Genomic DNA, 25,584 nt, shown 5'->3' with positions numbered 1-25,584 from the left:
CATCATGCTCCCCCGCCGAGACGGGCCGCGGCGCGCTCGACGGCCCGCAGGATGCTGCCATGCGCGCCGCACCGGCACAGATGCTTGTCGAGCGCGGCAACCACCGCCTCACGGCTCGGCCGGCATTGCGCCTTGAGCAGCGCGTGGACACGCATCAGGATGCCGGAGATGCAATAGCCGCACTGGCCGGCCTGCTCTGCCTCAAACGCTTCGAGCAGCGCCATCCCGACGGGATCGCCACCCAGCCCCTCGGGGGTCGTCACATCGGCCCCGGCCAACGCAGACACCGGCAGCGTGCAGGAGTAGCGCGCCTGCCCGTCGATGCTGACCACGCATGCGCCGCACTGCTCCAGGCCACAGCCGAAATGGGCCGCCTTGAGGTCGAGCCGGTTCCGCAGCACGAAGAGAAGGGGCTCGTCGCCAGCCTCATCCACCCGCACCATTGATCCGTTGAGCTGGAATGAGATGGAAGAGCTCATGGTCTGCGCCTCGCGGCACTGTCGATAGAGGTCGGAACCGAACGCCGGGTACCCGCCTGCGGCGAGAAGGGTCGCTCGGGCACGGAGGCGGCGAGGTTTTCCTTGGCCCGTTTCAGCCGGTAGGCGCTCGGCGTCATCCCCGCCGAACTCTTGAACGCCCGGAGGAAATACTTCTCGTCGTTGTAGCCGACGCGGTAGGCGATCTGGCCGATCGTATCGTCGGTCAGAACCAGGCGCTCCCGCGCATCCTCGATCCGCATTTCGCGGATCAGCACCTGAAAGCTGGTGCCGGTATACTGGCGGATCAGGGCACACAGCCGGCTCTTGGAAAGGCGCGCCGCCGCAGCCGCTTCATCGAGGCTCGGGCCGCGCGTATAGTTTTCACCAATGAACTCGGCGATGCGGCGCATGTGCCCGCTGTCGCGGCCGACCACCGGCAGGGTCCTCGACAGTTCCGCGAATTCGGCCTCGTAGTCCTGGCACAGGGTGGCCAGCATCAGCGTCAGCTCGGCGCGAACGATCTCCATCGCGCCGATACGCTCGGACCGGTGCTGCTCGATCATCGAAGCGATCGCGCGCTCCGTTCGTTCGCTCTGCGCGGCGTCGAGATCGAAACTCACATGGTTCTGCCAGGCGAAGGGCGTCAGTTCCGGCGCCAGCCGCACCAGCTCCGCCATGGGGTAGGACCGCGTGATGTTGGGGCGAAGGAAGTCGAGATCGAAATAGGCGACGATGCAGCGCGTCGCATAGTCGAACCGGATCTGGTGCGGCACCATCGGTGCAATGAAGTAGATGGAGCCGGCCTTGGGCTTGTGCGAGGTCAGGCCGATCCGCATCGCCGGAGCATCCGAGAGGAAGTAGAGGATCTGGAAATAATCATGCTTGTGGGCGGGGTAGAGCCGCTGGGTGTTCTCCACCAGCCGGATGTGGAAACGCGGGCTGCCGGACCTGTCGAGCGCGTAGGAGCGAAAGGGGACGGCATCGGTCCGATCTTCCGGATTCTCGTCCGGATCCGAATGCGGCGGCACCGTCTTCCTGCCCCTTCCCTTGGCCATGTTCGCTCCTGTCCTGCGGTCGTTTGGCGAGACGTGGTTCCCGATCACCTAGGCTTTTGCGCCTTCGGCAACCGCTGCATGAAATTCCGGCACGGCTTCGAACAGATCGGCAACCAGACCATAGTCGGCGACCTGGAAGATCGGTGCATCGGGATCCTTGTTGATCGCGACGATCACCCTGGAATCCTTCATGCCCGCGAGATGCTGGATCGCACCGGAAATGCCGCAGGCGATGTAGAGGTCGGGCGCAATGATCTTGCCCGTCTGGCCGACCTGGAGATCGTTCGAGACATAACCGGCATCGACGGCCGCGCGGCTCGCGCCGATCGCCGCACCCAGCGTATCGGCCAGCGGTGCCAGCACGGTCTCGAAGTTTTCGGCGGAGGACAGCGCCCGGCCGCCCGACACGACGATCCGCGCGCCCGCCAGTTCCGGACGCTCGGACCGCGAAAGCTCGCTCCGCACGAACGACGACCGGCCGGGGTTTTCCGGGATGGCGACGGCTTCGACCGGCACTGCCGCCGCCGCGACGGACGCGGCGGGGAAGGAGGATGCGCGAACGGACAGCACCTTTTTCGCGTCCGTGGACCGGACGGTCTGGATCACGTTGCCCGCATAGATCGGGCGCTGGAACAGGTCCGGCCCGTCGATCGCGACGACGTCGGATATCTGCATCACGTCGAGCAGCGCGGCGACGCGCGGCAGGATGTTCCTGCCGCTGGTGGTCGAGGGTGCGAGGACGGCGTCGTAGCCGCCCGCAAGGCTGACGATCAGGGCCGCCACCGGCTCCGCGAGCCGGTTCGACAGGGAGGGGCCGTCCGCGAGGAGGACCCGGGCGACGCCCGCAAGGCCCGCCGCCGCTTCGGCCGCCGCCTGGCAGCCGGACCCCGCGACAAGGACGTGGACCTCGCCGCCGATCCGCCCGGCGGCGGAGATCGCCTTGGCGGTGGCGTCATCAAGCTGCGTATCCTGATGCTCTGCCAGAACGAGAATGGTCATCGGAGAACTCCTGCTTCCATACGCAACCGCTCGACAAGTTCGCCCACCGAGCCGACCTTGATGCCGGCCTTGCGGGTTGCCGGCTCGTGCACCCGCACGACCGTCAGGCGCGGCTCGACGGCTACGCCGTAGTCGGCGGGCGTCCGTTCATCGATCGGCTTCTTCTTTGCTTTCATGATGTTGGGCAGCGAGGCGTATCGCGGCTCGTTCAGCCTGAGATCGGCGGTGACCAGCGCCGGAAGCGGCAGGCCGACCGTCTGCAGGCCGCCGTCGACCTCGCGGGTGACCTCGATCGCCTTGTCGCCGACGACGAGCTTCGAGGCGAACGTCCCCTGCCCCCACCCCAGCAACGCCGACAACATCTGGCCGGTCTGGTTGGCGTCGTCGTCGATCGCCTGCTTGCCGGTGATGATGATGTCGGGCCTTTCGGCCTCGGCGACGGCCTTCAGGATCTTGGCGACGGCAAGCGGCTCGACAACCGCATCCGTGCGGACCAGCAGGCCACGATCCGCCCCCATCGCGAGGGCCGTGCGCAGGGTCTCGGCCGATTTTTCCGGGCCGATCGACACGACGACGATCTCATTCGCCCGCCCGACCTCCTTCAGGCGGACGGCCTCCTCGACGGCGATCTCGTCGAACGGGTTCATCGTCATCTTGATGTTCGCAAGATCGACACCCGAACCGTCCGCCAGGGCACGCACCTTGACATTGGGATCGGCAACCCGCTTCACCGCAACCAGTATCTTCATCTGTGTTCCTCCCTTGACCGGGACAGGCGGTAGGGTCCTCCGGCCCTGCCGTCCGCCCGCCCGCTTCGCTTCAGGTTTCCGGGCCGGCATATTTGCCGGCGGTGGCGGGGAACATGTTCTTGATGATCTTCATGCGGCTGACGTCGACCGTCGCATCCATGTGCAGGAAGATCGCGGCATCGCGGAACAGCTTCTCGATGCCGAATTCGAGCATCGCGCCGTTGCCGCCGTGAAGCTCCAGCGCATGGGTCGCGACCTTCATGATCTCCTCCGACGCGTAGACCTTGGCCATGTTGCACAGGATGTCGGCATCCGGATGCGCTTCGTCCACCGCCTTCGACGCCCGCTCCACCAGCGAGCGCACGGCCTCGATGCGCGTCGCCATGTCGGCAAGCCGCAGCGCCACGGCCTGGTGCTTGATGAGGATGCGCCCGCCCTGGACATAGTTCTGGACATAGTCCGCCGTGCGCTCGAAACAGGCGACGCCGACACCGAGGTTCTTGGCCGCCTGGATGATCTTGCCGGCGCGGAAATACTGGCCGGCGGAGGCCAGCGCCGTGCTTTTGACGAGCAGGTGGTCGGCCGGGATGCGGCAATCCTCGAAGACCAGCTCGCCGTTGTTCATGAAGCGGCAGCCCATCGTCTCGTTGCACTTGGTGATGGTCAGGCCCGGCGTTTCGCGGGGAACCAGGAAGCTCGACGTGCCCTGCAGCATGCCGACGGAAGGATCGGTATTGGCATAAACGACATAGAGGCTGGCGTCGAAACCATTCGAGATGAACTGCTTGCGGCCATTGATGACCCAATGGTCGCCGTCCGGCACCGCCCTGGTGTGCATGGAGGCTTCCGGGACGTTGTAGGGCAGCCAGCGGTCGGAGGCGCCCCTCGGCTCGGTGAGGCAGTGCGCCAGGAGGAACTTCGGGTCCTCCAGCAGGCGCGGGAACCACTTTTCCTGCAGGTGTTTCGCCGCGAACTGGCGGATGACGATCGAGACCTTCCAGTTCTGTACCAGCTTGTCGGCAAGGCCTGAATCGCCACGGGCGATCTCCTCGGCGATCAGGGCGAAGGTGCGCACCTCGGTCTCCCGCTCGAGATCGATCCCGCCGAATTCCTCCGGCACGCCGAGGGTGCGGATGCCGATAGCCTCGGCGCCTTCGAGGATCGCGCCCGGCAACCGTTCGCCCGGGCTCATGTCCCATTCGCGCTGCCAGTTCGACCGGATGAACGGCGTCACCACATCGTCGACAAACGATCGGCAGCTGTCACGCATCAGGCGTTGTTCCTGGGACAAGATCCCGTCATCGGCGTGAATCATCTTCGCTCCCCTTGAGTGCAAAGCAGTCGGCTGCTTGGCCTTCCGCTGTGCCGCAATTGGTATCAGCACCCGGGATATCGGATCAGGTGCCGGCGTCCGCTTGTGGTGGACAATCGTCCAGTTTCGGGTGGACTTTTCCTGTTTCACACCAGCCCGAACGACCTGCCATCCGGCTCCATTGCCCCGCTGCGCTACGCCTTCAACCGTTCCGCCAGCCAGTCGGCGACGAGCGGCCGGTACATCCAGGGAATGTTGTTGCAGACGTGGTTTCCGGTGGGAAAGACATGCAGTTCCGCGCCGGCCCGGCAGATATCGGCGCATTTCTGCGCTTCCGACGGCGGAAAGATCCTGTCGCGGCCGCCATGCAGGACGAGCGCCGGCACCGCCGGCCCCTCGATATCCGCCAGGGTGAAACGACGGGCGCTTTCGACGACGTCGTCACCACCCAGCGCGAAGGTGATGTTGTCCTGGTAGACCTTCGGCAAGCTCGGCCAGAGCGCCCCGAGATCATAAAAGCCGTTGATGGAGACGACGGCGGCGAGCCCTTCCAGCGCCGCCGCCGCCCGGAGCGCCAGGAAACCACCGAATGCCATGCCGACGAGGCCGACAGCGCCCGTAAGGCCGGGCCGGTCCTCGACCGCCTTTATCGCCGCGGCGACGGCTGGCGCGACGTCGGCCCGCAGGTGGCCGTGCGACCGGCCCTCGCCCTGTCCCGGACCGTCGAGCGACAGCGTCGCCATGCCGCGCAGGAGAAAATGCCGTTCGAACGCCGGAAACTCCTCCTTGGTGGAATCCGAGCCGGGGATGATGAGCGCCAGCGGATGCGGCTCCTGCCCCGCCGGCCGGCGGAGATAGCCGCGCAGCACGCCGCCTTCGAACGGCACCTCGACCGGTTCGCCGGGCTGCTCCAGCAGCGGCGCGGCCTTGCGGAACGCTGCCACCTTCAGCGCCGCGACGCGCTCCTTCGCGTCAAGGTCGTCGAAAGCCATGAACTGGCCGAAGTGGTAGAACAGGCTGGCGCGGGCAAATGCCTCGCCGGCGGTGACCCTGCGGCCCCGCGCAAGGGCCGCCTCGCCCATCCCGGCATGGCGGTCGCCTTCGGCGCTCCAGGCCGCAAGCCAGTTCTCCCAGACACCGGCACTGTCGATCACGGCCTTCGCCGTCGCCGAAGGGATGCCGGCGACCTCCATGCGCGGCAGCCAGTGTTCCACCACGCTCAGCAACCTGTTTTCCGTCTCGCTCATTCTCTTGTCCTTCCAGCGGTGCCGGATATGTCCCATCGTCAGGGATCAAACGCCTGGATTCACGCGGACAGGATTCCGCCCTCGACCGATGTCTTTCCGCTCCGCACGACAGGTTTTGCCGTTCGTTCGGTTTCAGGTCGGCATCGCGAGCAGGATCGATGCCGGCGCGTTGGTACGGTTGACCAGCGCGCGCGCCTCGCCCGGCGCCAGCCGGCAACTGTCGAGCACACCAAGCGTGACGGCGGCATCGACGGTTTCAACTGTGACTTCGCCGGCAACGACGATGTAGATCTTCTCCACCGCCGCCCCCTTGAGCGATGTGCGCCCGCCCGGCAGGAGATGCGACAGGCCGATCCAGATCGTATCCGTCGCCGTCGCCTCCTTGCCCTGCAGGCGCAGACAGCGCATGTCGTAATGTTCGGGAGCCTCGTAAGGCTTCGCCTCGCTGTAGCGGGTGACCTGCATGGTGCCTCCTTACGGCTTGAGCAGCACCCGCTCGGGCGTTCCACGCAGCACCGAGGCATAGGCCTTCGCAGCGTCCTTGAGGTCGTAGCAGCAGTCGGGGTTGATCGGGAACGGCTTGAGCAGGCCCTCCTCGAACTTCAGCTTCAGCCTGTCGAAGATCCGCGCGCCATCGACGGAGGACAGCGCCAGCGTGTCGATGCCGATATATTTGTGGCGGCCGCGGAAGAAGTTGAAGATGTCGAAGGGCACGGCGCGGTCGAAGGTCGAGATGAAGATCTGCCGCGCCTGCTTGGCCATTGCCTTGTTGGCGATCTCGAAATAGGGGCTGCCCACGGTGTTGAAGACGATATCGGCGCCATGGCCGCCCGTCATGTCGCGAACGATGGCAGCGACGTCGTCGACGGCGCTGTTCAGCATCGTGACCGGGCCGTTGGCGTGGCCCATCAAGGGCTGCGCGTTGTATTCGACGGCGAAGACCTTCGCCCCGGCCATGGTGGCGAGCTGGATCGCCGCCTGCCCGACCTTGCCGTTTCCGCCGCAGACGAGAACGACGTCGGTCGGCTGGGCGCCGCCCGCCTCGCGCAGGCCCTCATAGGCGGTGATGAACGGCACGCCGACCGAGCCGGCCTCCTCCATCGAGAAATTCTTCGGCTTGGCGCGCACCGCCTTCTGGTCGAGCACCATCCATTTGCCGTGGCTGCCGTCCTGGCTGATGCCGAGTTCGCCGCCGCCGCCCCAGACCTCCATGCCGATCATCTGCGACGGTCCCTCGCGCACGATGCCGCCGAAGTCGCGGCCCGGTATGCGCGGCCAGACGGCATGCGGCATGTGGCCGAGCGAGGCCTTGACGTCGCTGGGATTGACCCCCGCCGCCACGATCTCGACCAGCACCTGGCCGGGGCCGGGGCGCGGTACGGCCACCTCGACGACGTCGATCAGAAGGTTGTCGAGATCCGGCGACTTCTGGGAAACCCTGAGGGCATTGCCGGCTTTGGCGCTTGCTTGAATGTTCATGTCTTCGTCTCCTTTGCTCCAGCTGCGCCGCTCAGGCCGCAAGCCCCAAGATTTCCCTGGCCTCCGACGGACCGGCAATCTGCCCGCCGAGTTTCTCGATGAGATCGCGGGCGCGCTCCACGAGCTCGCCGTTTCCCTTCGCCAGCACGCCCTTGGCGATGTAGGAATTGTCCTCGAGGCCGACGCGGACATGCCCGCCGAGCAGATAGGCCTGCATCGCCATCGGGAACGACATCCGGCCGATACCGAAGCCCGTCCACACGGCATCGCGCGGCAGCATGCGCGCGGCGGTGGCCATGACGTCGGTGGTGGAGGGAAAGCCGTATTTGACTCCGGTGACGATGGTGAACATCGCCGGTGATTTCAGCACGCCCGCCTTCATCAGGTCCTGCGCGAGCACGATATGGCCGGTATCGAAGACCTCGAGCTCCGGCTTGGAGCCGGCCTCGTTGATGAGGTCGGCCATGATCTTCACATTGCCGGGGGTGTTGATCACCACCTCGTTGCCGAAGGTCATGGTGTTGAGGTCGAGCGTGGCGATGTCGGGCTTCAGCGCGGTGATGTGCTCGACGCGCTTTTCCGGCCGCATCAGCGTCGTGCGCGGGCCGGCCACCGCTGGGTTTTCATCGCTCGGGTGATAGCGTCCTCCCGGTCCCGTGGTCACGTTGAGGATCAGGGCACTGTTCTTCGCCCTGATCCTTTCGACCACCTCGCGATAGTGCTTCAGCTCCATCGACGGTTTCGCCGTTTCGGGATCGCGCACATGGATGTGGGCGATCGCGGCCCCGGCATCCGCCGCCTCGAGGCAGGCATCGGCGATCTCTTCCGGCGTCACCGGCAGGCCGGGATGGTTCTCCCGCGTCGTCAGGTTGCCGGTCACGGCGCAGGTGATGATGACTTTCGGCTGCATTACAGGTGCCTTCCTCCATCGACGACGATCCGGCTGCCGGTCGAGAACTTCAGGTGCGTGGCGCAGGAAACGATCGCCTCGGCGACGTCCAGCGGGCTGGTAATCCGCTTGAGCGGGGTGGTCGCGGCGACCTTGTCGGCAAATTCCTTGCCCCTGCCGGGCACGAATTGCGTGTCGACGGCCCCGGGCGAGACCACCATGACGCGGATCTCGGGGGCGAGCGCCCGGCCGAGCGAATTCGCCATGATGTCGAGGCCCGCCTTGGCGCCGCAATAGGCGACATTCGAGCCGATGCCGGTGAAGGCGGCGATCGACGAGACGTTGACGATCAGGCCGTCGCCACTTGCTTTCAGCGCCGGCGCGAAGGCGCGGATCGTGGCGAAGACACCGCGCCAGTTGTTGATGAAGATGCGGTCGATCATCGCGTCGGTCAGGGCATCGAGGTCGCCATGCGCCACCGGTTCGGTGACGCCTGCCGTATTGACCAGGATGTCCACGCGGCCGAGCGTTTCCAGCACTCCATCCCGGAACGCCTCGATCGTCGCGGTCTCCTCGATGGAGACCGGCAGCGCGACATGGCCTTCGCCGGCAAGCTCGCCGACGATCTCCGCCGCCTTCTGCCTGCCCGAACGGTAGCCGACGACGACGGTGGCACCGGCGGCGGCAAGCATCCGGCAGGTCTCGCGACCGATACCGCCGGAGCCTCCGACAACGACGGCCACCTTGCCCTCAAGAGGACGATGGGAGTCTTGCGCAGCCATGGCTCAGCTCTTCTTTCCCGAAATCGGCGGGACGGGCAGCGTCGACTTGCCGCGCACCAGCTTGAAATCGTATTCGCAGGTGTAGAAGGGCAGGCTCGCATCCGGATAATCGGGATGCGGCGCGGTATGCATGACGAAGTTGCCGACGATCTGCTGCTTGGCGCCGAACACGACATCCGCCGCCAGCGCCTCGGGCGTGTCGGAGAAGATCTGCGTGATCAGGGTCTTGTGCCCCGGCGCGGACACGATGAAATGGACGTGCGCCGGCCGCATCGGTTCACGGTTCTGGGCCCGCAGCAGCACGCCGACAGGCCCGTCGGTCGGCACCGGATAGCCGGCGGGCTTGACCGAGCGGAAGTGGTACCGGCCATCGGCCTCGCTGATGAACTTGCCGCGAAGGTTGCAATCCTCCTGGGTTTCATCCTGGTTCTCGTAGAGGCCAACGGGCGATGCCTGCCACACATCGAGCATGGCCCCGGCGATCGGCGCGCCGTCGGTTCCGATCACCCTGCCGGAGAAGAAAAGCGTGGCGCCGGGCGTCTGCGAGCGGGCGATACAGTCGCCGTTCGCGCAGACCGGCGCGTCGCCGCGGTAGAACGGCCCGAGCAGCGCCGACATCGTCTCGCCCTGCATGCCGTCATTGTTGATGAGGTCGATCAGCGTGGACGCGCCGAGCACGTCGGCGGCGAGCACCACCTCGTTGTGGAATTCGTTCGTCCGCTGGCCGATCTCGACGATCCAGCGCAGCGCATATTCGAACTCCTCCTCCGTCGGGCGCGTCTTGAGGATGAACTGGTGGAGATGTTCCACCAGAACGGTCATGATTTCCTTCAGCCGGGGATTGTCGGTATCCGCCATCGCCGCAAGAACGGTGGGCGTCACGTCGGCTTCCTTGGTGATGAGCTTGGGCGGGGTGCTGACATAGTCCATTTCATCCTCCACTGCGTTCATGCGTCCATGGGTTCGGACCGCCTGGCGGCGGCCGCGAGATGCGGGTACTTCTCGGTCAGCAGCGACCCGTGATAGTAGGTCGCGGAGAAGGCGGGCGTTTGCCGGATCCTCTCGAGCCAGCGGCCGATGGCGGGCGCTTCGCGCCACATCCCGGCAAGCCGGATGTCGTCCATCCGCACGATGACGGGCATGATCGCGATATCGGCAAGGCTGAGCTCTGCGCCCATCAGCCAGGGCCCGCCGCTGGCGGCAAGCCATGTCGCCATGCGGTCGATGCCGCGCTGCAGGCGCGCCAGGGCCTCGTCCATCTCAGCCTTCGGGAACCCGGTGCGCCCCATCTTCATGAGGAATTCGCGGCGCAGGGGCTTGCTGTCGCACAGCGCCTGGAACTCTTCATCGCCCATCGCCTGGAAGTGCGGCAGGAAGGCGAGGTTGTACGACGGCACGCGGATTGCCGGCGTCGGCACCTCGTCGATGAAGCGCAGCATCGCGCGCATCTCGGCCACCTTGAGCGGATCGCCGGGCCTCAGCGGCGTAACGCTACCGAGGATTTCCTCCAGATATTCCATGATGACGGCGGAATCGGTCACCGGGGCGCCGTCATGCAGCAGGGTCGGGACCACGCCATTGGGATTGATCGCGAGGTATTCGGGCGTGAGCTGATCCCCCTTGAAGAGATCGAGCCTGTGCTCCTCGAAGACCCTGCCCTTCGCATGAAGGACATAGCGGACCCGCTGGCTGCATGTGGACTGCGGCGCGTTGTAGAGAACGAATTCCGGCATGTCGTTTTCCTCTCGTTGACCGTACGAGCCGTATCCTCGATGTCGGGGCCTGGCGGAGCCCTGCTAGTCCCAGTTGAGGATGCGGGGGAGCCTTCCGCTTCTGGCGAGGGTTCCGACCAGTCCCAGCGGGAAGAAGATCAGGCCGATCGCCATCACCAGGCCGGTGCCGAGAATGTTGATTTCAGAGGCCCCCATGGTGGCGACGAAGAGCTCGTTGAGCGCGACGATCAGGATCGCGCCGATCACCGGCCCGGCGATCGTACCCTTGCCGCCGAGGATGCACATCAGCACCATGTTGGCCGAGACCAGGATGAGCAGGAAGATGTTCGGCCGCAGATAGGTGAGGTACTCCCCCCACACCGCGCCCACCATTCCGACGAAGAAGGCCGAGAGCGCGAAGGCCGCGACCTTGTAGAAGCGCGTGTCGATACCGGCGCTTTCCGCCTTGATCTCGTCCTTCGAAAGAGCACGCAGGCCGAGGCCGAACTTCGAGTGCTTGATCTTGTAGGCCGACCAGACGGTGAAGGCCGCGATCGCCAGCATCGCATAGTAGTAGGGCAGCTTGGCCCACTGCACCGAAAGATCGTTCGGCGGCAGGGTCAGGCCGTTGGCGCCGCCGATGAAATGCCAGTTGTCGAACAGGATGCGGGCGATCATCAGAAGGGCGATCGACGAGATGATGAAGCTCGGGCCGCGCACCTTGAGCGTGACCAAGCCCACGGCATAGCCGATGGCCGCCGCGACGAGGCCGGCGAGCGGCGCAGTGATCAGCGTGGAAATGCCGTAGCGCGCCAGAAGCATGCCGGAGAAGTATCCCCCGACGCCGAAGAACACGGCGTGGCCGAGCGAGACATAGCCGGCGAAACCGCCGAGGATGTTCCAGCCCGAGGCCATGGCGACATAGGACGCGGTGAACAGCACCAGGTGCAGGACGTAATTATAGTTGCCGACGAATTGCAGCAGCGGCAGCGCGGCGAGCAGCGCAAGCAGCGTGAGCGGGAACCAGGTCGCCCGGGTCTGGTCCGCCTTGCGCGACAGTTTCTCGTTGTGGGCGCGGCGTGCCTCGATGACGGCGCTGGCGCTGGAATCCTGAAGGGTAACGGCCATCATGCCATCTCCGGTTTTTCGCCGAACAGACCCTGGGGCCGAACCAGCAGAATGATGAAAAGGGCGAGGAAGAAGGTCAGCGTCGACCAGGTCGCCCCGATCCAGGTGCCGACAAAGGCGGCGACAACGGACAGGATCAGCGCACCCACCACCGTGCCGAGGATGCTGCCCATGCCGCCGAGCACCACCACCGACATCAGCATGGCGATCCATTCCCAGTGCTTGGCCGGGAAGAAGCTGAACACGAAGCTGACCAGCGATCCGGCGGCGCCCGCAAGGCCGATGCCGATGGCGAAGGCGAGCACGCTGATGAACTGCACGTTGACGCCGAGGAGCTCCGCCGCCTCGCGGTTCTGCGTCGTGGCGCGGATGGCATAGCCGAGCCGCGAATATTTGAGGAACAGGGACAGCGCCGCGATGATCGCAAGCGAGACGAGGCCGGCATAGAGCTGCCCCTTGGGGATGAAGACATCACCGATGAAGAAGGCGGCGGTGGCGTAGTCGGGCGACGTCACCCGCTGCGTGTTGGTGAAGAGACCGCCGAGCAGCCCTTCCACCATCATTGCCAGCGCGAAGGTGAGAAGCACCGTCATCTCGGAATATTTGGCGCTCTTGGCCTCCCGCTGGAACAGCAGCCGGTAGAGCACCACGCCGACGGCGGCCATGGCGACGGCTGCGACGGGCAGCATGGCGATCGGATCGATGTCGAACGTCTTGAACGCCAGGTAGGTGATGTAGGCGCCGCCGATGATCAGCGCGGGATGGGCAAGATTGACGATGCGCATCACGCCGAAGACCAGCGACAGGCCGGAGCCCATGAGGGCGATGACGCCGCCAAGCGCCAGGCCCAGGATCAGAATCTGCAATATCTCTGCCATGTCTGCTCCTCGTCAGGCGGCCTTCTTGCCGCCGAGGTAAAGTTCCTGGATGCGCGGATCGGCCAGCACCGTGGCGGCCGGGCCTTCGAACAGCGTCCGGCCGAGATCGAGCACCACGCCCCAGTCGGCGTTCTTGAGGCCCATCAGCGCATTCTGCTCGACGAGGAGCACGGTGACGCCTTCCGCCGACATCATCTTCATGATGTCGAACATCTCCTGGACGACCTTCGGCGCCAGGCCGAGGGACGGTTCGTCGAGCATGACGATGTCTGGCTTGATGATGAGCGTGCGGGCCATGGCGAGCGTCTGCTGCTGGCCGCCGGACATGGTGCCGGCATGCTGGTCGGCACGCTCGCGAAGGATCGGGAAGCGTTCCAGGATGCCGTCGATGCGGCGCTCGAGCTCCCGCTTGTCGTCGAGGATGAAGCCGCCCATGCGCAGGTTCTCGCGCACGGTCATCTTCGCGAACAGCGCGCGCTCCTGCGGCACGAAACAGATGCCCTTGCGCAGGATCTGGTCGGGGCGCAGCCCGTTCAGCCGCTCGCCCTTGAACACGACGTCGCCCTTGCGGATCGACAGCATGCCGCAGATCGCCTTGAGCAGCGTCGATTTTCCGGCACCGTTCGGGCCGATGATGCAATGGACCTTGCCGGGCTCGATGGTCAGCTGGGCACCATCGATGATGGCGGGGCCGTCGCCGTAGCCGGCGGTGATGTTGGTGACTTCCAGAAGCTTCGTCATCAGGCTGCCTCGTCTTCCAGGACGCCGCCGAGATAGGCATCGAGCACGTGGGGATCCTTGCGCACCACATCGGGCGTGCCGGCGCAGATGACCTTGCCGTGCGCCATGACCACGACCTTGTGCGAGAGCCGCATGATCAGGTCCATGTTGTGCTCGACGATCAGCACCGTCAGGCCCTTGTCGTTGAGCGCGCGGATATGGCCGACGATCTCCTCCATCAGCGACGGGTTGACCCCGCCGGCCGGCTCGTCGAGCAGGATGATCTTGGGATCGGACATCAGGAGCGCGGCAAGGTCCATGAGCTTCTTCTGGCCGTAGGAAAGGTTGTGGCCATCCTCGTGGGCGATGCGGGTGATGCCGAGGAAATCGAGGATCGACATCGCCTTGTCCTTTTCCTCGCGCGACATGGCCGGGCGGAACAGGCCGCGCAGGCCATCGACCCTGGACTGGACGACGACATTCTCGATCACGGTCATGTCGCCGAGATTGCGCGAGATCTGGAAGGTCCGGCTGAGGCCCTTCGCCGTGATCTTGTGGGGGCGGAGGTGGTCGATTCGCTCGCCGTCGAGCCAGACCTCGCCCGATGTCGGCGCCGCCGTCCGGCTGATGCAATTGAACGCGGTCGTCTTCCCGGCGCCGTTCGGTCCGATCAGGGCGGTAATCGCGCCTTTCTCGACCGTGAACGTGACACCGTCGACGGCCTTGATGCCGCCGAAATGCTTACAGAGGTTCTTCACTTCAAGCATGCGCCATCTCCTCTTCCGAGTTGCGCTGACAATGGCCGCAGTGGGAAAGATGCCCGGACCGGGCACCTTTCCGCTGCCGTCTTCTCAGAACCCGTTCTTGGGGTAGCGGAACGGCGACACGCCTTCGAATTCGCCGGTCGGATAGACGAAGGTCAGGCTGCCGTCCTGCCACTGCGTCATGATGTGGGACTTCTCCACCGGCAGGCCGACTTCGTCCCAGGAGAAGCGGCCAAGCACGGTGCGCACGGGATCGTCCTTGGTGCGCGCATGCAGCCATTCACCCATCTTGGCATTGTCGGTCGTGCCCGCCCCGAGGATCGCCTGCTCGATGCCCTGGCAGACGGCGAACGGAATGGCGCTGTCCTCATCCGGCTCGACATCGTATTCGGCGGTGAAAGCCTTGACGAAGTCGGCATTGTTGAACGGCTTGCCGGCCAGTGTGCTCTCGAACGGCACGTCCTTGTGCCAGGTGGTGTGGATCAGCACGCCATCGGCCGCTTCCTTGCCGACACCCTCGACGAACTCCGTCTGCGCACCCTGGCTGAGATAGACCAGCTTGGGCGTGGCGCCGACGGTCTTGAGGCTGCGCGTCAGCTGCACGGCCTCCTCAGCCGAGGCCGTCAGGCCGATGACCATTTCTGCGCCGGAGCGCTTGATCGAGTTGGCGAGGTTCAGCCAGTCGTTGAAGCCTTCCTCCGGCCACTTTTCCTGCATCAGCACCTCGATGCCCGCATCGGAAAGATAGCCTGGCGCCAGATCGGCGATCTCCTTGTCGGTCGCCGGGTCCTTCACCTTCTGCCCGAGCAGGCCCGCCTCGATGGCATTGGCGAAGAAGTCGTCGGCCGAGACCACGGCGACCGACTTCGGCGTCTCGCCCGCCGGAATGAGCTGCTTGATCACCGCGGCCACGTCCTTGCCGGTATATTCGGCAGCGTTGACCTGGAAGTAGAACAGGTTCTTGTAACCCTGCTCGTAGATGCGCAAGGCGCCGCCCGAGGGAATGGCGTGCACCATGTTGTATTTCGAAAGGATGCTAGCGACGGGAAAGGTCAGGCGGCTCGAAAACGTGCCGTATACGACCTCGACCTTGTCGACATTGATGAAGCGCTCATACTGGTTGATCGCGGTTGCGGTGTCCGACCGGTTGTCGCTGACGACCAGCTCGACCTGCCGGCCGAGAATGCCGCCGGCGTCATTGATCAGCTTGGTGCAGAGTTCATAGCCGCGCCTGTGCTTCTCGCCGCTGACCGACAGACCGCCGGTAATCGGCAGCGAAGCGCCTATTTTCAGGTTTTCGGCATGCGCCGCGCCTGCCATTATCGCCGCCGCGGCCGTTGCCGCGAGCAATGTGTTCAATCTCATACGCCTTCCTCCCGTTAGCGCTCGATTGCATCGATAACCAGGCGTCCGCTATTGGGACACTCGGCTGCGTTCCATGCCCGGCAAAGTTCGTCCTGCGGCCTTGCCCGCTTTTCCGTCCGGGTCCATTGGGGATGTTTGCTCGCCCGCCCTCCTTGACGACCAAGCAGTTGCTCGATGCACGAACACTCCTCCAAGCCTTTCTGTGCAATCGATTGCGAAGATGAGGTATCATGGGACTTGCGTTTGGTCAAGGATTTTTGCAAACGATTGCGTACGCCATCCGCGATCTGCTAATATGTGCAAATCAAAGGGGGCCAGATGCGGCAGAAACGGATTACGCTGAAGGACATCGCCCGTGAGACGGGCGTGCACGTATCCACCGTCTCCCGGGCCCTGGATCCGGTCGAGCGCAAGTCGATCACGGAGGAAGTCGCCAGCCGCATCCAGGCTGCGGCGGACGCGCTGGGATATCGGCCGAACCGCATCGCCGCGGGCCTGCGCACCAATCGCACGATGACCGTGGGCGTGATGATCCCCGACATTACCAACGTCATCTTCCCGCCGATCCTGCGCGGCATCGAAAGCGTTCTGGAGCCGCTGGGCTATGCGTCGATCATCGTCAACACCGACAGCGAGCGGGACAGGGAAACCCGCCTCGTCGACGTGCTGCGCGACCGCGGCGTCGACGGCATCATCCACGCGGCGGTGCTGAGGAGCGACCCTTCCATCGCGAGGGCGGCAGCCGAAGGCCTGCCGGTGGTGACGCTGAACCGTAAGGTCGAGAACTCGCAGATCCCCTACATCATCAATGACGAGGATGCCGGCATCTGCGAGATGTTGCGCCATCTGCGCGACCTCGGGCATCGCGACATCGCCCATGTGGCCGGCCCGCAGGATCTGTCGACCGGCCAGCTTCGCCTGGCCGCCTTCCGCAATGCCGCCGCGACACTCTCGCTCGACTTCGATCCGGCCCTCGTGGCGACAGCCCGGCGCTTCGACGAGAAGGAGGGCGCACGCTGCATCCGGGAACTGCTGGCATCGGGCAGGAGATTCACCGCCGCCCTGTGCGCCAACGACCGTCTCGCGCTGGGCGCGATCGACGAACTGCGCGAGCACGGCATCGATTGCCCCCGCGAAATCTCCGTCACCGGCTTCAACGACATGCCGTTCCTCGAACTGATCCGTCCCCGGCTGACGACCGTGCGGATTCTCCAGCACAGCGCCGGCCAAACCGCCGCCACCGTGCTGCTGAAGCTCATGAACGGCGACAAGGCCGAAGACATTCCGATGGAGACGATCCTCCCCGTCGAAATCGTCGTTCGCGAGAGCACCGCCCGGGTCAGGCAGGACGATGAGGACCGGCCGGCATGAGGCAAGTCAGCCGGCGTAGTCCGTCGGCACAGCAGACTGGCCGCCACGTCCCCCTTGCTGGGAATTACCCTTGGCAGCCCGCCGGCATCAATAGGTCGCCCGGCCGCCCGAAAGGTCGAACACGGAGGCGGTGGTGAAGCTGTTTTCGCGGGAGACGAGCCAGGCGACCATGCTGGCGGCCTCGTCGACCTCCAGGAACCGGCCGCGCGGGATCTTCGACAGCATGTAGTCGATATGCTCCTGCTTCATCTGGTCGAAGATGCGGGTGCGCGCGGCGGCCGGCGTGATGGCGTTGACGGCGATGTCCTGGCCGGCCAGCTCCTTGCCGAGCGACTTGGTCATGCCGATCACCCCCGCCTTCGAGGCTGAATAGGCCGATGCGTTGGGGTTGCCTTCCTTGCCGGCGATCGAGGCGATGTTGACGATGCGGCCGTAGCCGCGCGCCTTCATGCCCGGCACCACCGCGCGGTTCACGTAGAAGGCGCCGTTGAGGTTGATGTCGATGACGCGCTTCCAGTCGTCGAGCGGATAGTCGTCGAGCGCATGGTTCGGCCCGGCGATGCCGGCCGAATTGACGAGGATGGAAATCGGCCCGCGTTCCGCCTCGGTCCGCGCCACCGCATCGACCACCGCCTGCGGATCGGTGATGTCGACGGCGACGGCGCATGCCGCTTCGCCGAGTTCAGCGACAGCCCTTTGCAGTTCGGCAGCGTCAACGTCCCAAAGCGCGACCCTTGCGCCCGACGCGGCGACGCGCCTGGCGATGGCGAAGCCGAGGCCCTGCGCGCCGCCGGTGATGACGGCCGTCTGGCCGGTGAGGTCGATCTGGTTCATCCTGTTGATCCTGTCCTATTCGAAAAGTGTCAGCATCGCCCGGTCGGCGATCTCCATGCCGAAGCCGGGGGCATTCCCGACGGTGAGCTTGCCGTTCCGCGGCATCGGCTCGTCCCTGAACAACCGGCCGAAGACCGGAAGCACCGAGCGCCCGTCCGGGCTCGCGGCGACGTATTCGCAGTAGGGCGAATGCGGCTGGGAGGCGATGAAATGGTAGGAATAGGGGCCGCTGCCATGCGGGATGACAGGGATGTCATAGGCCGAGGCATGCGCGGAGATGCGCAGCAGCTCGGTGAGGCCGCCCACCCACATGACATCCGGCTGCAGGACGTCGATCAGCCGTTCCTCGATCAGCCGCCGGAAGCCGTAGCGCGAATATTCGTGCTCGCCGGTGGTCCAGCGGACGGTCGGCTGCGCCTGCTTGATCAGCCGGAAGCCCTCCACGTCGTCCGGATGCAGCGCCTCCTCCCACCAGTAGATATCGAGCGGCTTGCAGGCTTCCGCGAGCCTGATGGCATAGGGCACGTCGAGCGACATGTAGCAATCCACCATCAGGGGATAGCCGGGGCCGACCTTTTCCCGGTGTCGGGCGAGGAAGGCGACATTGGCGCGCAACCCCTCCTCGCCATCCGCGGGACCGTGCGGCAAGGGCACCTTACCGCCCCAGAAGCCGAGCGCCTTGACCGCGTCCGGCGCCGGCCCCGTGCAGTAGAAGCTGATCTCCTCGCGGCTCAGCCCGCCGATGAGATTGTAGACCGGCTCTCCCCGTACCTTGCCGACGAGATCCCACAGCGCAAGATCGACCACGCTGATCGCGGCGATCGGCAGGCCCTTGCGGCCGTAGAACATCGAGGCCCGGAAGAGCTGGTCCCAGATGCGGTTGATGTTTCGGGCATCCTGGCCGACGAGGAAGCGGGAAAAATGGTTGCGGATCAGCCAGAGAGCGGGCGGCCCACCGAAGCCGGTGGCAACGCCTGTCGCCCCCGTCTCCGTCTCGATCTCGACGACGATGGAGCCGAGCACGCCGATGCCCCAGCTCGTGCGGCTGGCCTTGTAGTCCGGATAGGCGGACATCGGGTTGCTGATCAGCGTGTCGATCAGCCAGTGCCCCTCCTTCTGCCGGTGGTAATCGCCGCCATCCCCCTGGCTTTCCACGAGGTAGGTGCGCACGGCGACGATACGGAAGGGTGAACTCATGGCCTTGCTCCGGCGGTCAGGTGGACTGTCATTGAAGATTGACGAACATGCCGCCGTCGACGAGCAGCGAGGCGCCGGTGACATAGGCCGCCATGTCGGACGCGAGGAAGGCGACGCAGGTCGCGACGTCCCGGGGCTGGCCGATACGGCCGAGCGGGATGCGCTTGCTGAAATAGGCAAGCTTCTCCTCGTCCTCGAGGTCCTCGCGGTTGAGGTCCGTCAGGATCGCGCCCGGCATCACCGAGTTGCAGCGGATGCCATGGGGGCCGAGCGCGATGGCGGTGGACTGCATCAGCGAATGCAGGCCGGCCTTGGTCGGCGTATAGTGCGTCTGCATGCCGCCGCCGACGAGCGCCGAGATCGAGCTCGTGGCGACGATGGCGCCGCCCGTGCCCTGCGCCTTCATCCGGTTGGCCGCCGCCTGGCAGATGTAGAAAGCCCCCTCGAGATTGACCGCGACGGTGCGCTGCAGGATCTCCGGCGGCATGTCGAGGAAACCGTGGAACGGGCAGATGCCGGCATTGGAGGACAGAACATCGACGCCGCCGAACGCCGTCACCGCCGCATCGACCAGTTTCGCGGCCGTGGCCGGCTCGCCGATATTGCCTTCGACGGGCACGCATCTGCGGCCGAGCGCCTCGACCTCGGCGACGACGCCGTCAACCGCCGAAGCCCTGCCGTAGCCGCTGTCGTTCTCGCCGAAATAGCCGAGGACCACATCCGCGCCCTGCCGGGCGAACTCCACGACGATGGCACTGCCGATGCCGCGCGATCCGCCGGTGACGATGGCTCTTTTGCCTTCGAGAAGCATGGTCGGTTCTCCCTAGATGGCACGCGGCGCAAAGCCGGCTTCCAGCACCGGCATCAGCAGGTCTTCGAGATCGGCGACATCGACCCGCGCCGGTTTCGGCTCGCGCCCGGGAAAGCCGACGGCCGCGCGCACGTCCGGCGAAAGGAAGTAGATGGCCGCGATGGTCTCGCAGAAGGTGTCGTAGGTCGCCGGATCCGCCGCCTTCAGCGTAAGGAGCGCCGGTCGCGGCGGCGCATCGCCGACGGCGGCGATGACCTTGTGCAGCACGGTGACCAAGCCGGGGGCATAGGCCAGCGCCTGCTCCAGAAGCACGCCGGAAATGCCGGCCTCGCTGGCGGACAGATGACCGGGAGCCGGCGGGATGAGGGTATCGGAAAGCCCTTCGAGACGGCTGCGTTCGGCCTGGGTCAACGATTCTGTGCTCATGACGCCATCCTCTGGCTTGCCCGGTTCGCAACGACATGGGCGGCGCTCCACGAAGCGAAGGCGGCGATGGTGGCGGTCGGGTTGACGCCGGCCGAGGTCGGCCAAACGCTGCCGTCGACGATGAAGAGATTGGCAACGTCATGGGCCCGACCGTAACGGTCGACCACGCTGTCTTTCGGGTCGTCGCCCATCTTCGCCGTGCCGAGGATGTGCCAGCCGGATTCGCGGCTTTGCGGGGCGGTCACGGTGCGGTAGGCACCCGCCTCGATCAGCGATTCCCGCGCCCGCTCGGCCATGAACTTGAGCATGCGCCGGGAGTTCTCGCCCGTCTTGTAATGGATCTCCACGCCCGGCATGCCGGTGTCGTCCGGCGCCGCCTCGTCGAGCTCCACGCGGTTCTCCGTGTCCGGCAGGTCCTCGCAGATGATGCCCCAGGAGACCGACCGGCCGAAGCGGCGGGCGAACTCCTCGTGGAAGGTCTCGCCCCAGAGCTGGTTCTCGTCCCCCCACGGCCAACGGCGGGCGATCTGGGCCGGGCTGCCGGTCGGTTGCAGGCTCCATTTCGAGCCGCGCACGAAGTCGCGGTCCTTCGATGTCTCGTAGAACTGCAGCGTATAGGCGACCTGCCCCCAGGCGCCGCGATAGCTTTCGAGCGGCTGGTCGAACAGGCCGACGACCGCGGCGGTGGGATGCAGCATCAGCCGCTTGCCGACGAGGCCGGAACTGTTGGCGATGCCATCTTCCTTGCCGGGCACGCGGCTGGAAAGCAGCAGGCGCGGCGTGCCGATGCCGTTGGCCGCGATGACGACGATGGCGGCCTTGGCGAGATGCTCCCTGCCCGTCGTACGGTCGATATAGACGGCACCCCGCGCCAGCCCCTGCCGGTCGAGCTCGATGCGGATGACGCGGGCATTCGTCACGAGGCGCACGCCCTGGCTGATGAGGGCCGGCCAGTGCGTGCGGTCGGTCGAGGCCTTCGCCTTCTCCACGCAGCCCCACATGCAGGCGGTGCGCTGCTGGCACGGCTCCATGCCGTTGCGGGGCACGGTGGCGATGGCGTTGGTGCCGGGCCACCAGTGCCAGCCGAGCCTGTTCTGCGCGGCGGCGACGAGGCGGCCCGCTCTCGTCAGGTCCACCGGCGGCAGCAGCTCGTCCTGTCCGGGATACATCGGATCGCCTGCGACGCCCGACACCACGAATTCACGCTCGGTGCGCGCGTAGTGCGGCATCAGGTCCTCGTAGGAGATCGGCCAGTCATCGGCGACGCCGTCGAGCGTGCGCACGCGGAAATCGCTCGGCAGGTTGCGCATCCAGTTCGCCGCCCAGGAGATGGACGATCCGCCGACACCGTTCCAGTAGAGCGGGATGATATCGGAATCCTCGACGGCGATGGGATAGTCGCCGGATTTTTCGCGCTTGGTCGGCACATATTGCCAGTCGCGCGAGGCGGTCAGTTCGAAGCCGGGCTTGTCCGAGATCGCCTTGGAGTAGTCGACCCAGTCGCCCTGCTCGAGACAGACGACGCGCATGCCTGCCTCCGCGGCACGCTTGGCGAAGACCGCGCCCGAGGGGCCGGAGCCGACCACCAGCACGTCGCAATCGATGGGTTTCAGCGTCTCGGCCATGTCTTACGCACCCTTGCGGTTGCGCCGCGCGCCGTAGCGGGAGGCGAGGATGTTCAGCAGCACGGCCGCCACGATGATGACGCCGCTGACGACGGGCTGCAGGTAGGAGTTGACGCCCATCAGCACGAGGCCGTTGCCGATCAGCGAGATGACGAAGATGCCGAGCAGCGTGCCGAGGATGGAGCCGCGCCCGCCGGAAAGCGCCGTGCCGCCGACCACGACGGCCGAGATGACGCTGAATTCGAGCCCGCTGCGCGAGACACTGGCATCGCCGACGCCGTTCCGCGCGGTGAGCAGGATCGCGGTGACCGCGGCGAGCACGCCGGCGATGACGAACAGCGCCACGCGGATGTTCCGGACCTTGATGCCCGCCAGATGCGCGGCGCTGGCATTGCCGCCGATGGCGAAGATGGAGCGGCCGAATGCCGTCTTGCGGCTGATGAAGACGAAGACGCCGAAGAGGACGAACATGACAAGCGCCGAGATCGGCAGGCCGAACAGCTCGCCGCCCAGCCAGTCGAGAAAATCGTTCGCCGGAATGGTGACGGGGACGGAGTCGGTGAAATAGAGCGCCAGCCCGCCCAGCGCGCTCCAGAGGCCGAGGGTGCCGATGAAGGACGGCACGTCGAACACGGCCCGCAGGATGCCGGGTATCGCGCCGAGCGCCCCGCCGATGACCAGCGTCAAGAGGAAGGCCATGACCATGGGCATGTCGTCGGACTTCAGCAGGAAGGCGAAACAGACCGACAGAAAGGCCACCATGGGCCCGACGCTGATGTCGATCTCGCCCGCCACGATGATCAGCGTCGCACCCCAGGCGGCGATGCCGAAGGTCGCCGCATCGCGCAGGATCGACACCTGGTTGCGGAAGGTCAGGAAGTTGTTGGCGTAGAGATAGAAGGCGAGATAGAGCAGCGCGATCACGACCAATAGGCCGATCTCGTTCATGCGCTGGAAATCGAGGCGGCGCTGCGGCCTTGCGGCCGCCCGTGCGGCAGTGACGTCAGTCATGGTCCGTTCCATTTCGATGGTTCCGACCGGCGGGGTCGGGCACCTGGCCAGCGATGCTGGCGGTCATCAGGTCGTCGGTGCTGATACCGGGCGCAGTGAAGGTCTTCACGATGCGGCCCTCGCGCAGCACCAGCACCCGGTCGCAGACCCGGGGCAGTTCCTCGATCTCGCTGGAGACGAAGACGATGCTCCGGCCTTCGGCCGCGAGCTTGCGGATGATGGCGTAGATCTGGCTCTTGGCCTCGACGTCGACGCCGCGCGTCGGCTCGTCGAGCAGGAGCAGGCGCGAGCCGGCATAGACCCAGCGGCCGATCACGATCTTCTGCTGGTTGCCGCCCGACAGCGTGCCGATCGGCGTCGTCGTCTCCGGCGCCTTCACGCTCATGCGCTCGACGATCCCGCGTGTCGCGGCCGCAACCCGCCGGGCCGACAGGACCCCATAGGATGTCACGGCACTGGCGTCGGTCATCACCGTATTCTCGTCGATGCCGAGCAGCGGCACGATGCCGTCGTCCTTGCGGCTTTCCGGCGTCATGCCGAGTCCGCGCTTCAGCATGCCGGCCCAGCTCTCGCCGGTGACGTCGACACCATCGAGGCTCACGCTGCCGGCATCGGCCCGCTCCAGGCCGGCGATGATGCGCAGAAGCTCCGTCCGGCCCGAACCGAGCAGGCCGGCAATGCCGAGCACCTCGCCCTGCCTGAGATCGAAGCTGATATCCTGGAGCTTCGGCCGATAGCTGACATTGCGGACGGACAGCAGTGTCTTTCCAGCCGCACGCGGCGTGACGAGGTCGTCCTTCTTCTCGTCATGGCCGAGCATCATGCGCACGATGTCCCGCGTGTCGGCCGCGCCGATATCGAGCGTCGAGACGATGTGGCCGTCGCGCATCACGCTTGCCGTGTCGGCGATCTCGCGGATCTCCTTCATGCGGTGGCTGACATAGATCAGCGCGACCCCGCGCTCGCGCATGCGGCGGACCGCCGCGAACACCTGCTCCACCTCCGCCGCCGCCAGCGAACTCGTCGGTTCGTCGAGGATCACCAGCTTCGGCGCGCCCATCGTGGCGCGGGCGATTTCGACGAGCTGGCGCTCGGCGGGACTGAGCGCGGCGATCACGGTCGCCGGATCGAGGAAGAGGCCGAGATTTTCCAGCGCCTCGGCGGTGCGCCGGCGCATCTCGCGATGGTCGAGCACACCCCACCGGCGCGGCCAGGCGCCGAGGAACATGTTCTCCGCGATGCTGATATCGCGCACCAGGCTGAGTTCCTGGTAGACGGACCGCACGCCAAGCGCCGAGGCCTGGCGCGTCCGGTTCTCCCCGGACTGGTCGAGGGCCTCGCCGGCCAGCGTCACGGTTCCCTCGTCAGGCGTCTCGGCGCCGGTGAGCAGCCGGATCAGCGTCGACTTGCCGGCGCCGTTCTTGCCGAGCAGGGCGCGCACCTCGCCCGGCCGCACGGCGAAATCGACACGGTCCAGCGCAACGACGCCGGCATAGCGTTTCACGGCGCCCGAAATGCCGGCAATGGGCTGGACCGGTTGCTGCGATGGAGCTGGTGCTGCCATAGGGGTCATTCGTTTCGAGAAAGGGAGCGTCGGCGTATCGCCCGACAGGAAGGAACGTGCCGGCCGGAACGCGACCGGCACGCTCGAACGGAAAGGCTACCGCCTCACGGCAGGCCGTCCGGATGGGCCGCAAGCCAGGCTTTCGCCTCGTCGGCGCTGGTGTAGAGGTCGATCGGGTTCGGCACGATCAACGCGCCCTGCGGCTCCTTCTCGATCGCCTTCACCGCCTGCTGCAAGGCGAGCTTGCCGAGCGCCTGGCCCGAGACGTCCACGGTGCCGCGCATCACGTCGCCGGCGATGATCTCCTGCGCGATCTCGGTGGTCATGTCGGAGCCGTAGGCCATGATCTTTCCGGCATTGCCGGTATTGCGGATCGCCTTGGCCGCGCCGAGCGCCGCACCGCCGGATTCGCCCCACAGGGCATCGAGGTCCGGATTGGCGGTGATGATCTTCTCGCCCGTCGAGATCGCCTTGTCGAGGATCGTCGCCTCCTGGTTGGAGACGATCTTGAAGCCCGGCACCTTCTCGCCGAGCGCCTTCTCGAACCCGAGCCGGCGCTGCACGCAGACATCGACGAATTCGCAGTTGAGAATGCCGATCTTCGGCTCGGTCTTGCCCGCCTTGACGAAATCGTCCGCCGCGACCTGGCCGATCTTGTAGCCGAACTGGAAGGGATCGCCGACCGCGTAGGCGTAGACGTATTCCTTCATGTCCTTTTCGTTGAGACAGGTGTTGTAGCACACGATCGGTATGCCGGCCTCATGCGCCCGCCTGATCGCGCGTACAGATCCGTCCGGCGACACCGCCGAAAGGATGATCGCCTCCACGCCGGCCGAGACCAGCCGGTCGATGAAGGACGCTTCCTTGCCCACGTCGCCGCCGGCATTCGTCTCGATGATCTGGACATTCTTGCCGAGCTCGGCGCCGCCGACCTGAACGCCCTTGCGGACGCCGGCGTAGAAACCCTGCGCGTCCAGATAGATCGCGCCGACGGTCAGTTCATTGTCCTGCGCGAAGGCAGAACCGTTCTGCATGACGGCCGCCAGCGCAAGCGCTGCGACGGTCGTGGTGAGTCTCCTCAACAAATCGAATTCCTCCCTGATGACGCTCCTCCATCGGCGCAACAGCATCATCGGCAGAAACGCGAAAGTTGTCAACCGGTAATCTTGTAAGCTAAGTTTACAGGG

General features: G+C 65.7%; 26 protein-coding genes. 1 reads left to right on the top strand and 25 read right to left on the bottom strand.

Annotation, left to right across the window (positions count from 1 at the left end; genetic code table 11):
* Positions 1-2: 2 nt before the first annotated feature.
* From MUU56_RS23810 to MUU56_RS23730, 17 genes are all read right to left on the bottom strand, one after another.
* Positions 3-479 (bottom strand): (2Fe-2S)-binding protein, encoded by a 477-nt coding sequence (locus MUU56_RS23810; RefSeq protein ID WP_244769758.1) that lies wholly within the window; start codon positions 477-479, stop codon positions 3-5.
* The gene (locus tag MUU56_RS23805) at positions 476-1,534 is read right to left on the bottom strand and encodes a helix-turn-helix transcriptional regulator (RefSeq protein ID WP_244769757.1); all 1,059 of its coding nucleotides are present in this window, start codon (positions 1,532-1,534) and stop codon (positions 476-478) included. Before MUU56_RS23805 ends, MUU56_RS23810 begins: the two co-directional genes overlap by 4 nt.
* Before the next feature lie 48 nt (positions 1,535-1,582).
* Positions 1,583-2,533, bottom strand: a complete 951-nt coding sequence (locus tag MUU56_RS23800; protein ID WP_244769756.1) for an electron transfer flavoprotein subunit alpha/FixB family protein — start codon at positions 2,531-2,533, stop codon at positions 1,583-1,585.
* Complete coding sequence (locus tag MUU56_RS23795; protein WP_244769755.1) at positions 2,530-3,282, bottom strand: electron transfer flavoprotein subunit beta/FixA family protein; 753 nt, start codon at positions 3,280-3,282, stop codon at positions 2,530-2,532. Before MUU56_RS23795 ends, MUU56_RS23800 begins: the two co-directional genes overlap by 4 nt.
* 70 nt (positions 3,283-3,352) lie before the next feature.
* Complete coding sequence (locus MUU56_RS23790; RefSeq protein ID WP_263194175.1) at positions 3,353-4,597, bottom strand: acyl-CoA dehydrogenase family protein; 1,245 nt, start codon at positions 4,595-4,597, stop codon at positions 3,353-3,355.
* A 191-nt stretch (positions 4,598-4,788) separates the two neighbouring features.
* Positions 4,789-5,841, bottom strand: coding sequence for an alpha/beta hydrolase family protein (locus MUU56_RS23785; protein WP_244769753.1), 1,053 nt, complete (start codon positions 5,839-5,841; stop codon positions 4,789-4,791).
* A gap of 132 nt (positions 5,842-5,973) precedes the next feature.
* Positions 5,974-6,306 carry a cupin domain-containing protein gene (locus MUU56_RS23780; RefSeq protein ID WP_244769752.1) on the bottom strand — a complete coding sequence of 111 codons (333 nt, stop codon included), beginning with the start codon at positions 6,304-6,306 and terminating at the stop codon, positions 5,974-5,976.
* A gap of 9 nt (positions 6,307-6,315) precedes the next feature.
* A complete protein-coding gene (locus MUU56_RS23775) occupies positions 6,316-7,320 on the bottom strand; it encodes a quinone oxidoreductase family protein (RefSeq protein WP_244769751.1) in 1,005 nt (334 codons plus the stop codon).
* Between the two features lie 31 nt (positions 7,321-7,351).
* Positions 7,352-8,230, bottom strand: a complete 879-nt coding sequence (locus MUU56_RS23770) for a beta-keto acid cleavage family enzyme (protein ID WP_244769750.1) — start codon at positions 8,228-8,230, stop codon at positions 7,352-7,354.
* The gene (locus tag MUU56_RS23765; RefSeq protein ID WP_244769749.1) at positions 8,230-8,991 is read right to left on the bottom strand and encodes an SDR family NAD(P)-dependent oxidoreductase; all 762 of its coding nucleotides are present in this window, start codon (positions 8,989-8,991) and stop codon (positions 8,230-8,232) included. Before MUU56_RS23765 ends, MUU56_RS23770 begins: the two co-directional genes overlap by 1 nt.
* Before the next feature lie 3 nt (positions 8,992-8,994).
* Positions 8,995-9,921 (bottom strand): dioxygenase family protein, encoded by a 927-nt coding sequence (locus tag MUU56_RS23760; protein WP_244769748.1) that lies wholly within the window; start codon positions 9,919-9,921, stop codon positions 8,995-8,997.
* 17 nt (positions 9,922-9,938) lie between these two features.
* Positions 9,939-10,724, bottom strand: a complete 786-nt coding sequence (locus MUU56_RS23755; protein WP_244769747.1) for a glutathione S-transferase family protein — start codon at positions 10,722-10,724, stop codon at positions 9,939-9,941.
* Positions 10,725-10,787: 63 nt separating this feature from the next.
* A complete protein-coding gene (locus tag MUU56_RS23750) occupies positions 10,788-11,831 on the bottom strand; it encodes a branched-chain amino acid ABC transporter permease (protein ID WP_244769746.1) in 1,044 nt (347 codons plus the stop codon).
* Positions 11,831-12,709 (bottom strand): branched-chain amino acid ABC transporter permease, encoded by an 879-nt coding sequence (locus MUU56_RS23745; protein WP_244769745.1) that lies wholly within the window; start codon positions 12,707-12,709, stop codon positions 11,831-11,833. Before MUU56_RS23745 ends, MUU56_RS23750 begins: the two co-directional genes overlap by 1 nt.
* A 12-nt stretch (positions 12,710-12,721) precedes the next feature.
* Complete coding sequence (locus MUU56_RS23740) at positions 12,722-13,450, bottom strand: ABC transporter ATP-binding protein (protein WP_244769744.1); 729 nt, start codon at positions 13,448-13,450, stop codon at positions 12,722-12,724.
* On the bottom strand, positions 13,450-14,196 hold the full coding sequence (locus tag MUU56_RS23735) for an ABC transporter ATP-binding protein (RefSeq protein WP_244769743.1): 747 nt from the start codon (positions 14,194-14,196) through the stop codon (positions 13,450-13,452). Before MUU56_RS23735 ends, MUU56_RS23740 begins: the two co-directional genes overlap by 1 nt.
* A gap of 84 nt (positions 14,197-14,280) precedes the next feature.
* Complete coding sequence (locus MUU56_RS23730; protein WP_244769742.1) at positions 14,281-15,558, bottom strand: amino acid ABC transporter substrate-binding protein; 1,278 nt, start codon at positions 15,556-15,558, stop codon at positions 14,281-14,283.
* Between the two features lie 318 nt (positions 15,559-15,876).
* Here MUU56_RS23730 and MUU56_RS23725 point away from each other — a divergent pair, with 318 nt between their 5' ends.
* Positions 15,877-16,929 carry a LacI family DNA-binding transcriptional regulator gene (locus MUU56_RS23725; protein WP_244769741.1) on the top strand — a complete coding sequence of 351 codons (1,053 nt, stop codon included), beginning with the start codon at positions 15,877-15,879 and terminating at the stop codon, positions 16,927-16,929.
* Between the two features lie 87 nt (positions 16,930-17,016).
* On the opposite strand, the gene MUU56_RS23720 is transcribed toward MUU56_RS23725, so the two are convergent.
* From MUU56_RS23720 to MUU56_RS23685, 8 genes are all read right to left on the bottom strand, one after another.
* Positions 17,017-17,763, bottom strand: a complete 747-nt coding sequence (locus MUU56_RS23720; protein ID WP_244769740.1) for an SDR family NAD(P)-dependent oxidoreductase — start codon at positions 17,761-17,763, stop codon at positions 17,017-17,019.
* Between the two features lie 15 nt (positions 17,764-17,778).
* Positions 17,779-18,960 (bottom strand): L-rhamnonate dehydratase, encoded by a 1,182-nt coding sequence (gene rhmD, locus MUU56_RS23715; protein WP_244769739.1) that lies wholly within the window; start codon positions 18,958-18,960, stop codon positions 17,779-17,781.
* Between the two features lie 28 nt (positions 18,961-18,988).
* The gene (gene lra1, locus MUU56_RS23710) at positions 18,989-19,771 is read right to left on the bottom strand and encodes an L-rhamnose 1-dehydrogenase Lra1 (RefSeq protein WP_244769738.1); all 783 of its coding nucleotides are present in this window, start codon (positions 19,769-19,771) and stop codon (positions 18,989-18,991) included.
* 12 nt (positions 19,772-19,783) lie between these two features.
* On the bottom strand, positions 19,784-20,197 hold the full coding sequence (locus MUU56_RS23705; RefSeq protein WP_244769737.1) for a hypothetical protein: 414 nt from the start codon (positions 20,195-20,197) through the stop codon (positions 19,784-19,786).
* A complete protein-coding gene (locus MUU56_RS23700; protein ID WP_244769736.1) occupies positions 20,194-21,822 on the bottom strand; it encodes a GMC family oxidoreductase in 1,629 nt (542 codons plus the stop codon). The genes MUU56_RS23705 and MUU56_RS23700 overlap by 4 nt, the downstream gene beginning before the upstream one ends.
* A 3-nt stretch (positions 21,823-21,825) precedes the next feature.
* Complete coding sequence (locus MUU56_RS23695) at positions 21,826-22,833, bottom strand: ABC transporter permease (RefSeq protein ID WP_244769735.1); 1,008 nt, start codon at positions 22,831-22,833, stop codon at positions 21,826-21,828.
* Positions 22,826-24,397, bottom strand: a complete 1,572-nt coding sequence (locus MUU56_RS23690; protein WP_244769734.1) for a sugar ABC transporter ATP-binding protein — start codon at positions 24,395-24,397, stop codon at positions 22,826-22,828. The genes MUU56_RS23695 and MUU56_RS23690 overlap by 8 nt, the downstream gene beginning before the upstream one ends.
* Before the next feature lie 104 nt (positions 24,398-24,501).
* Complete coding sequence (locus MUU56_RS23685; RefSeq protein WP_244769733.1) at positions 24,502-25,479, bottom strand: substrate-binding domain-containing protein; 978 nt, start codon at positions 25,477-25,479, stop codon at positions 24,502-24,504.
* Positions 25,480-25,584 lie beyond the last annotated feature (105 nt).

Origin of the sequence: Shinella yambaruensis (genome assembly GCF_022899355.1) — a bacterium.
GTDB lineage: Bacteria > Pseudomonadota > Alphaproteobacteria > Rhizobiales > Rhizobiaceae > Shinella > Shinella yambaruensis.
Note: the sequence above shows the minus strand (reverse complement) of the source record. Positions and strands in the feature narration are given on the sequence as shown.

Bases quoted from the DNA above. Each gene is read 5' to 3' on its own strand.
- MUU56_RS23775 (WP_244769751.1), bottom strand. From the start codon at position 7,320: ATGAACATTCAAGCAAGCGCCAAAGCCGGCAATGCCCTCAGGGTTTCC.
- MUU56_RS23785 (WP_244769753.1), bottom strand. From the start codon at position 5,841: ATGAGCGAGACGGAAAACAGGTTGCTGAGCGTGGTGGAACACTGGCTG.
- MUU56_RS23810 (WP_244769758.1), bottom strand. From the start codon at position 479: ATGAGCTCTTCCATCTCATTCCAGCTCAACGGATCAATGGTGCGGGTG.
- MUU56_RS23700 (WP_244769736.1), bottom strand. From the start codon at position 21,822: ATGGCCGAGACGCTGAAACCCATCGATTGCGACGTGCTGGTGGTCGGC.
- MUU56_RS23770 (WP_244769750.1), bottom strand. From the start codon at position 8,230: ATGCAGCCGAAAGTCATCATCACCTGCGCCGTGACCGGCAACCTGACG.
- MUU56_RS23795 (WP_244769755.1), bottom strand. From the start codon at position 3,282: ATGAAGATACTGGTTGCGGTGAAGCGGGTTGCCGATCCCAATGTCAAG.
- MUU56_RS23800 (WP_244769756.1), bottom strand. From the start codon at position 2,533: ATGACCATTCTCGTTCTGGCAGAGCATCAGGATACGCAGCTTGATGAC.
- MUU56_RS23740 (WP_244769744.1), bottom strand. From the start codon at position 13,450: ATGACGAAGCTTCTGGAAGTCACCAACATCACCGCCGGCTACGGCGAC.
- lra1 (WP_244769738.1), bottom strand. From the start codon at position 19,771: ATGCTTCTCGAAGGCAAAAGAGCCATCGTCACCGGCGGATCGCGCGGC.
- MUU56_RS23725 (WP_244769741.1), top strand. From the start codon at position 15,877: ATGCGGCAGAAACGGATTACGCTGAAGGACATCGCCCGTGAGACGGGC.
- MUU56_RS23805 (WP_244769757.1), bottom strand. From the start codon at position 1,534: ATGGCCAAGGGAAGGGGCAGGAAGACGGTGCCGCCGCATTCGGATCCG.
- MUU56_RS23765 (WP_244769749.1), bottom strand. From the start codon at position 8,991: ATGGCTGCGCAAGACTCCCATCGTCCTCTTGAGGGCAAGGTGGCCGTC.
- MUU56_RS23780 (WP_244769752.1), bottom strand. From the start codon at position 6,306: ATGCAGGTCACCCGCTACAGCGAGGCGAAGCCTTACGAGGCTCCCGAA.
- MUU56_RS23690 (WP_244769734.1), bottom strand. From the start codon at position 24,397: ATGGCAGCACCAGCTCCATCGCAGCAACCGGTCCAGCCCATTGCCGGC.
- MUU56_RS23695 (WP_244769735.1), bottom strand. From the start codon at position 22,833: ATGACTGACGTCACTGCCGCACGGGCGGCCGCAAGGCCGCAGCGCCGC.
- MUU56_RS23790 (WP_263194175.1), bottom strand. From the start codon at position 4,597: ATGATTCACGCCGATGACGGGATCTTGTCCCAGGAACAACGCCTGATG.
- MUU56_RS23720 (WP_244769740.1), bottom strand. From the start codon at position 17,763: ATGAACCAGATCGACCTCACCGGCCAGACGGCCGTCATCACCGGCGGC.
- MUU56_RS23735 (WP_244769743.1), bottom strand. From the start codon at position 14,196: ATGCTTGAAGTGAAGAACCTCTGTAAGCATTTCGGCGGCATCAAGGCC.
- MUU56_RS23755 (WP_244769747.1), bottom strand. From the start codon at position 10,724: ATGCCGGAATTCGTTCTCTACAACGCGCCGCAGTCCACATGCAGCCAG.
- MUU56_RS23730 (WP_244769742.1), bottom strand. From the start codon at position 15,558: ATGAGATTGAACACATTGCTCGCGGCAACGGCCGCGGCGGCGATAATG.
- MUU56_RS23750 (WP_244769746.1), bottom strand. From the start codon at position 11,831: ATGGCCGTTACCCTTCAGGATTCCAGCGCCAGCGCCGTCATCGAGGCA.
- MUU56_RS23760 (WP_244769748.1), bottom strand. From the start codon at position 9,921: ATGGACTATGTCAGCACCCCGCCCAAGCTCATCACCAAGGAAGCCGAC.
- rhmD (WP_244769739.1), bottom strand. From the start codon at position 18,960: ATGAGTTCACCCTTCCGTATCGTCGCCGTGCGCACCTACCTCGTGGAA.
- MUU56_RS23705 (WP_244769737.1), bottom strand. From the start codon at position 20,197: ATGAGCACAGAATCGTTGACCCAGGCCGAACGCAGCCGTCTCGAAGGG.
- MUU56_RS23745 (WP_244769745.1), bottom strand. From the start codon at position 12,709: ATGGCAGAGATATTGCAGATTCTGATCCTGGGCCTGGCGCTTGGCGGC.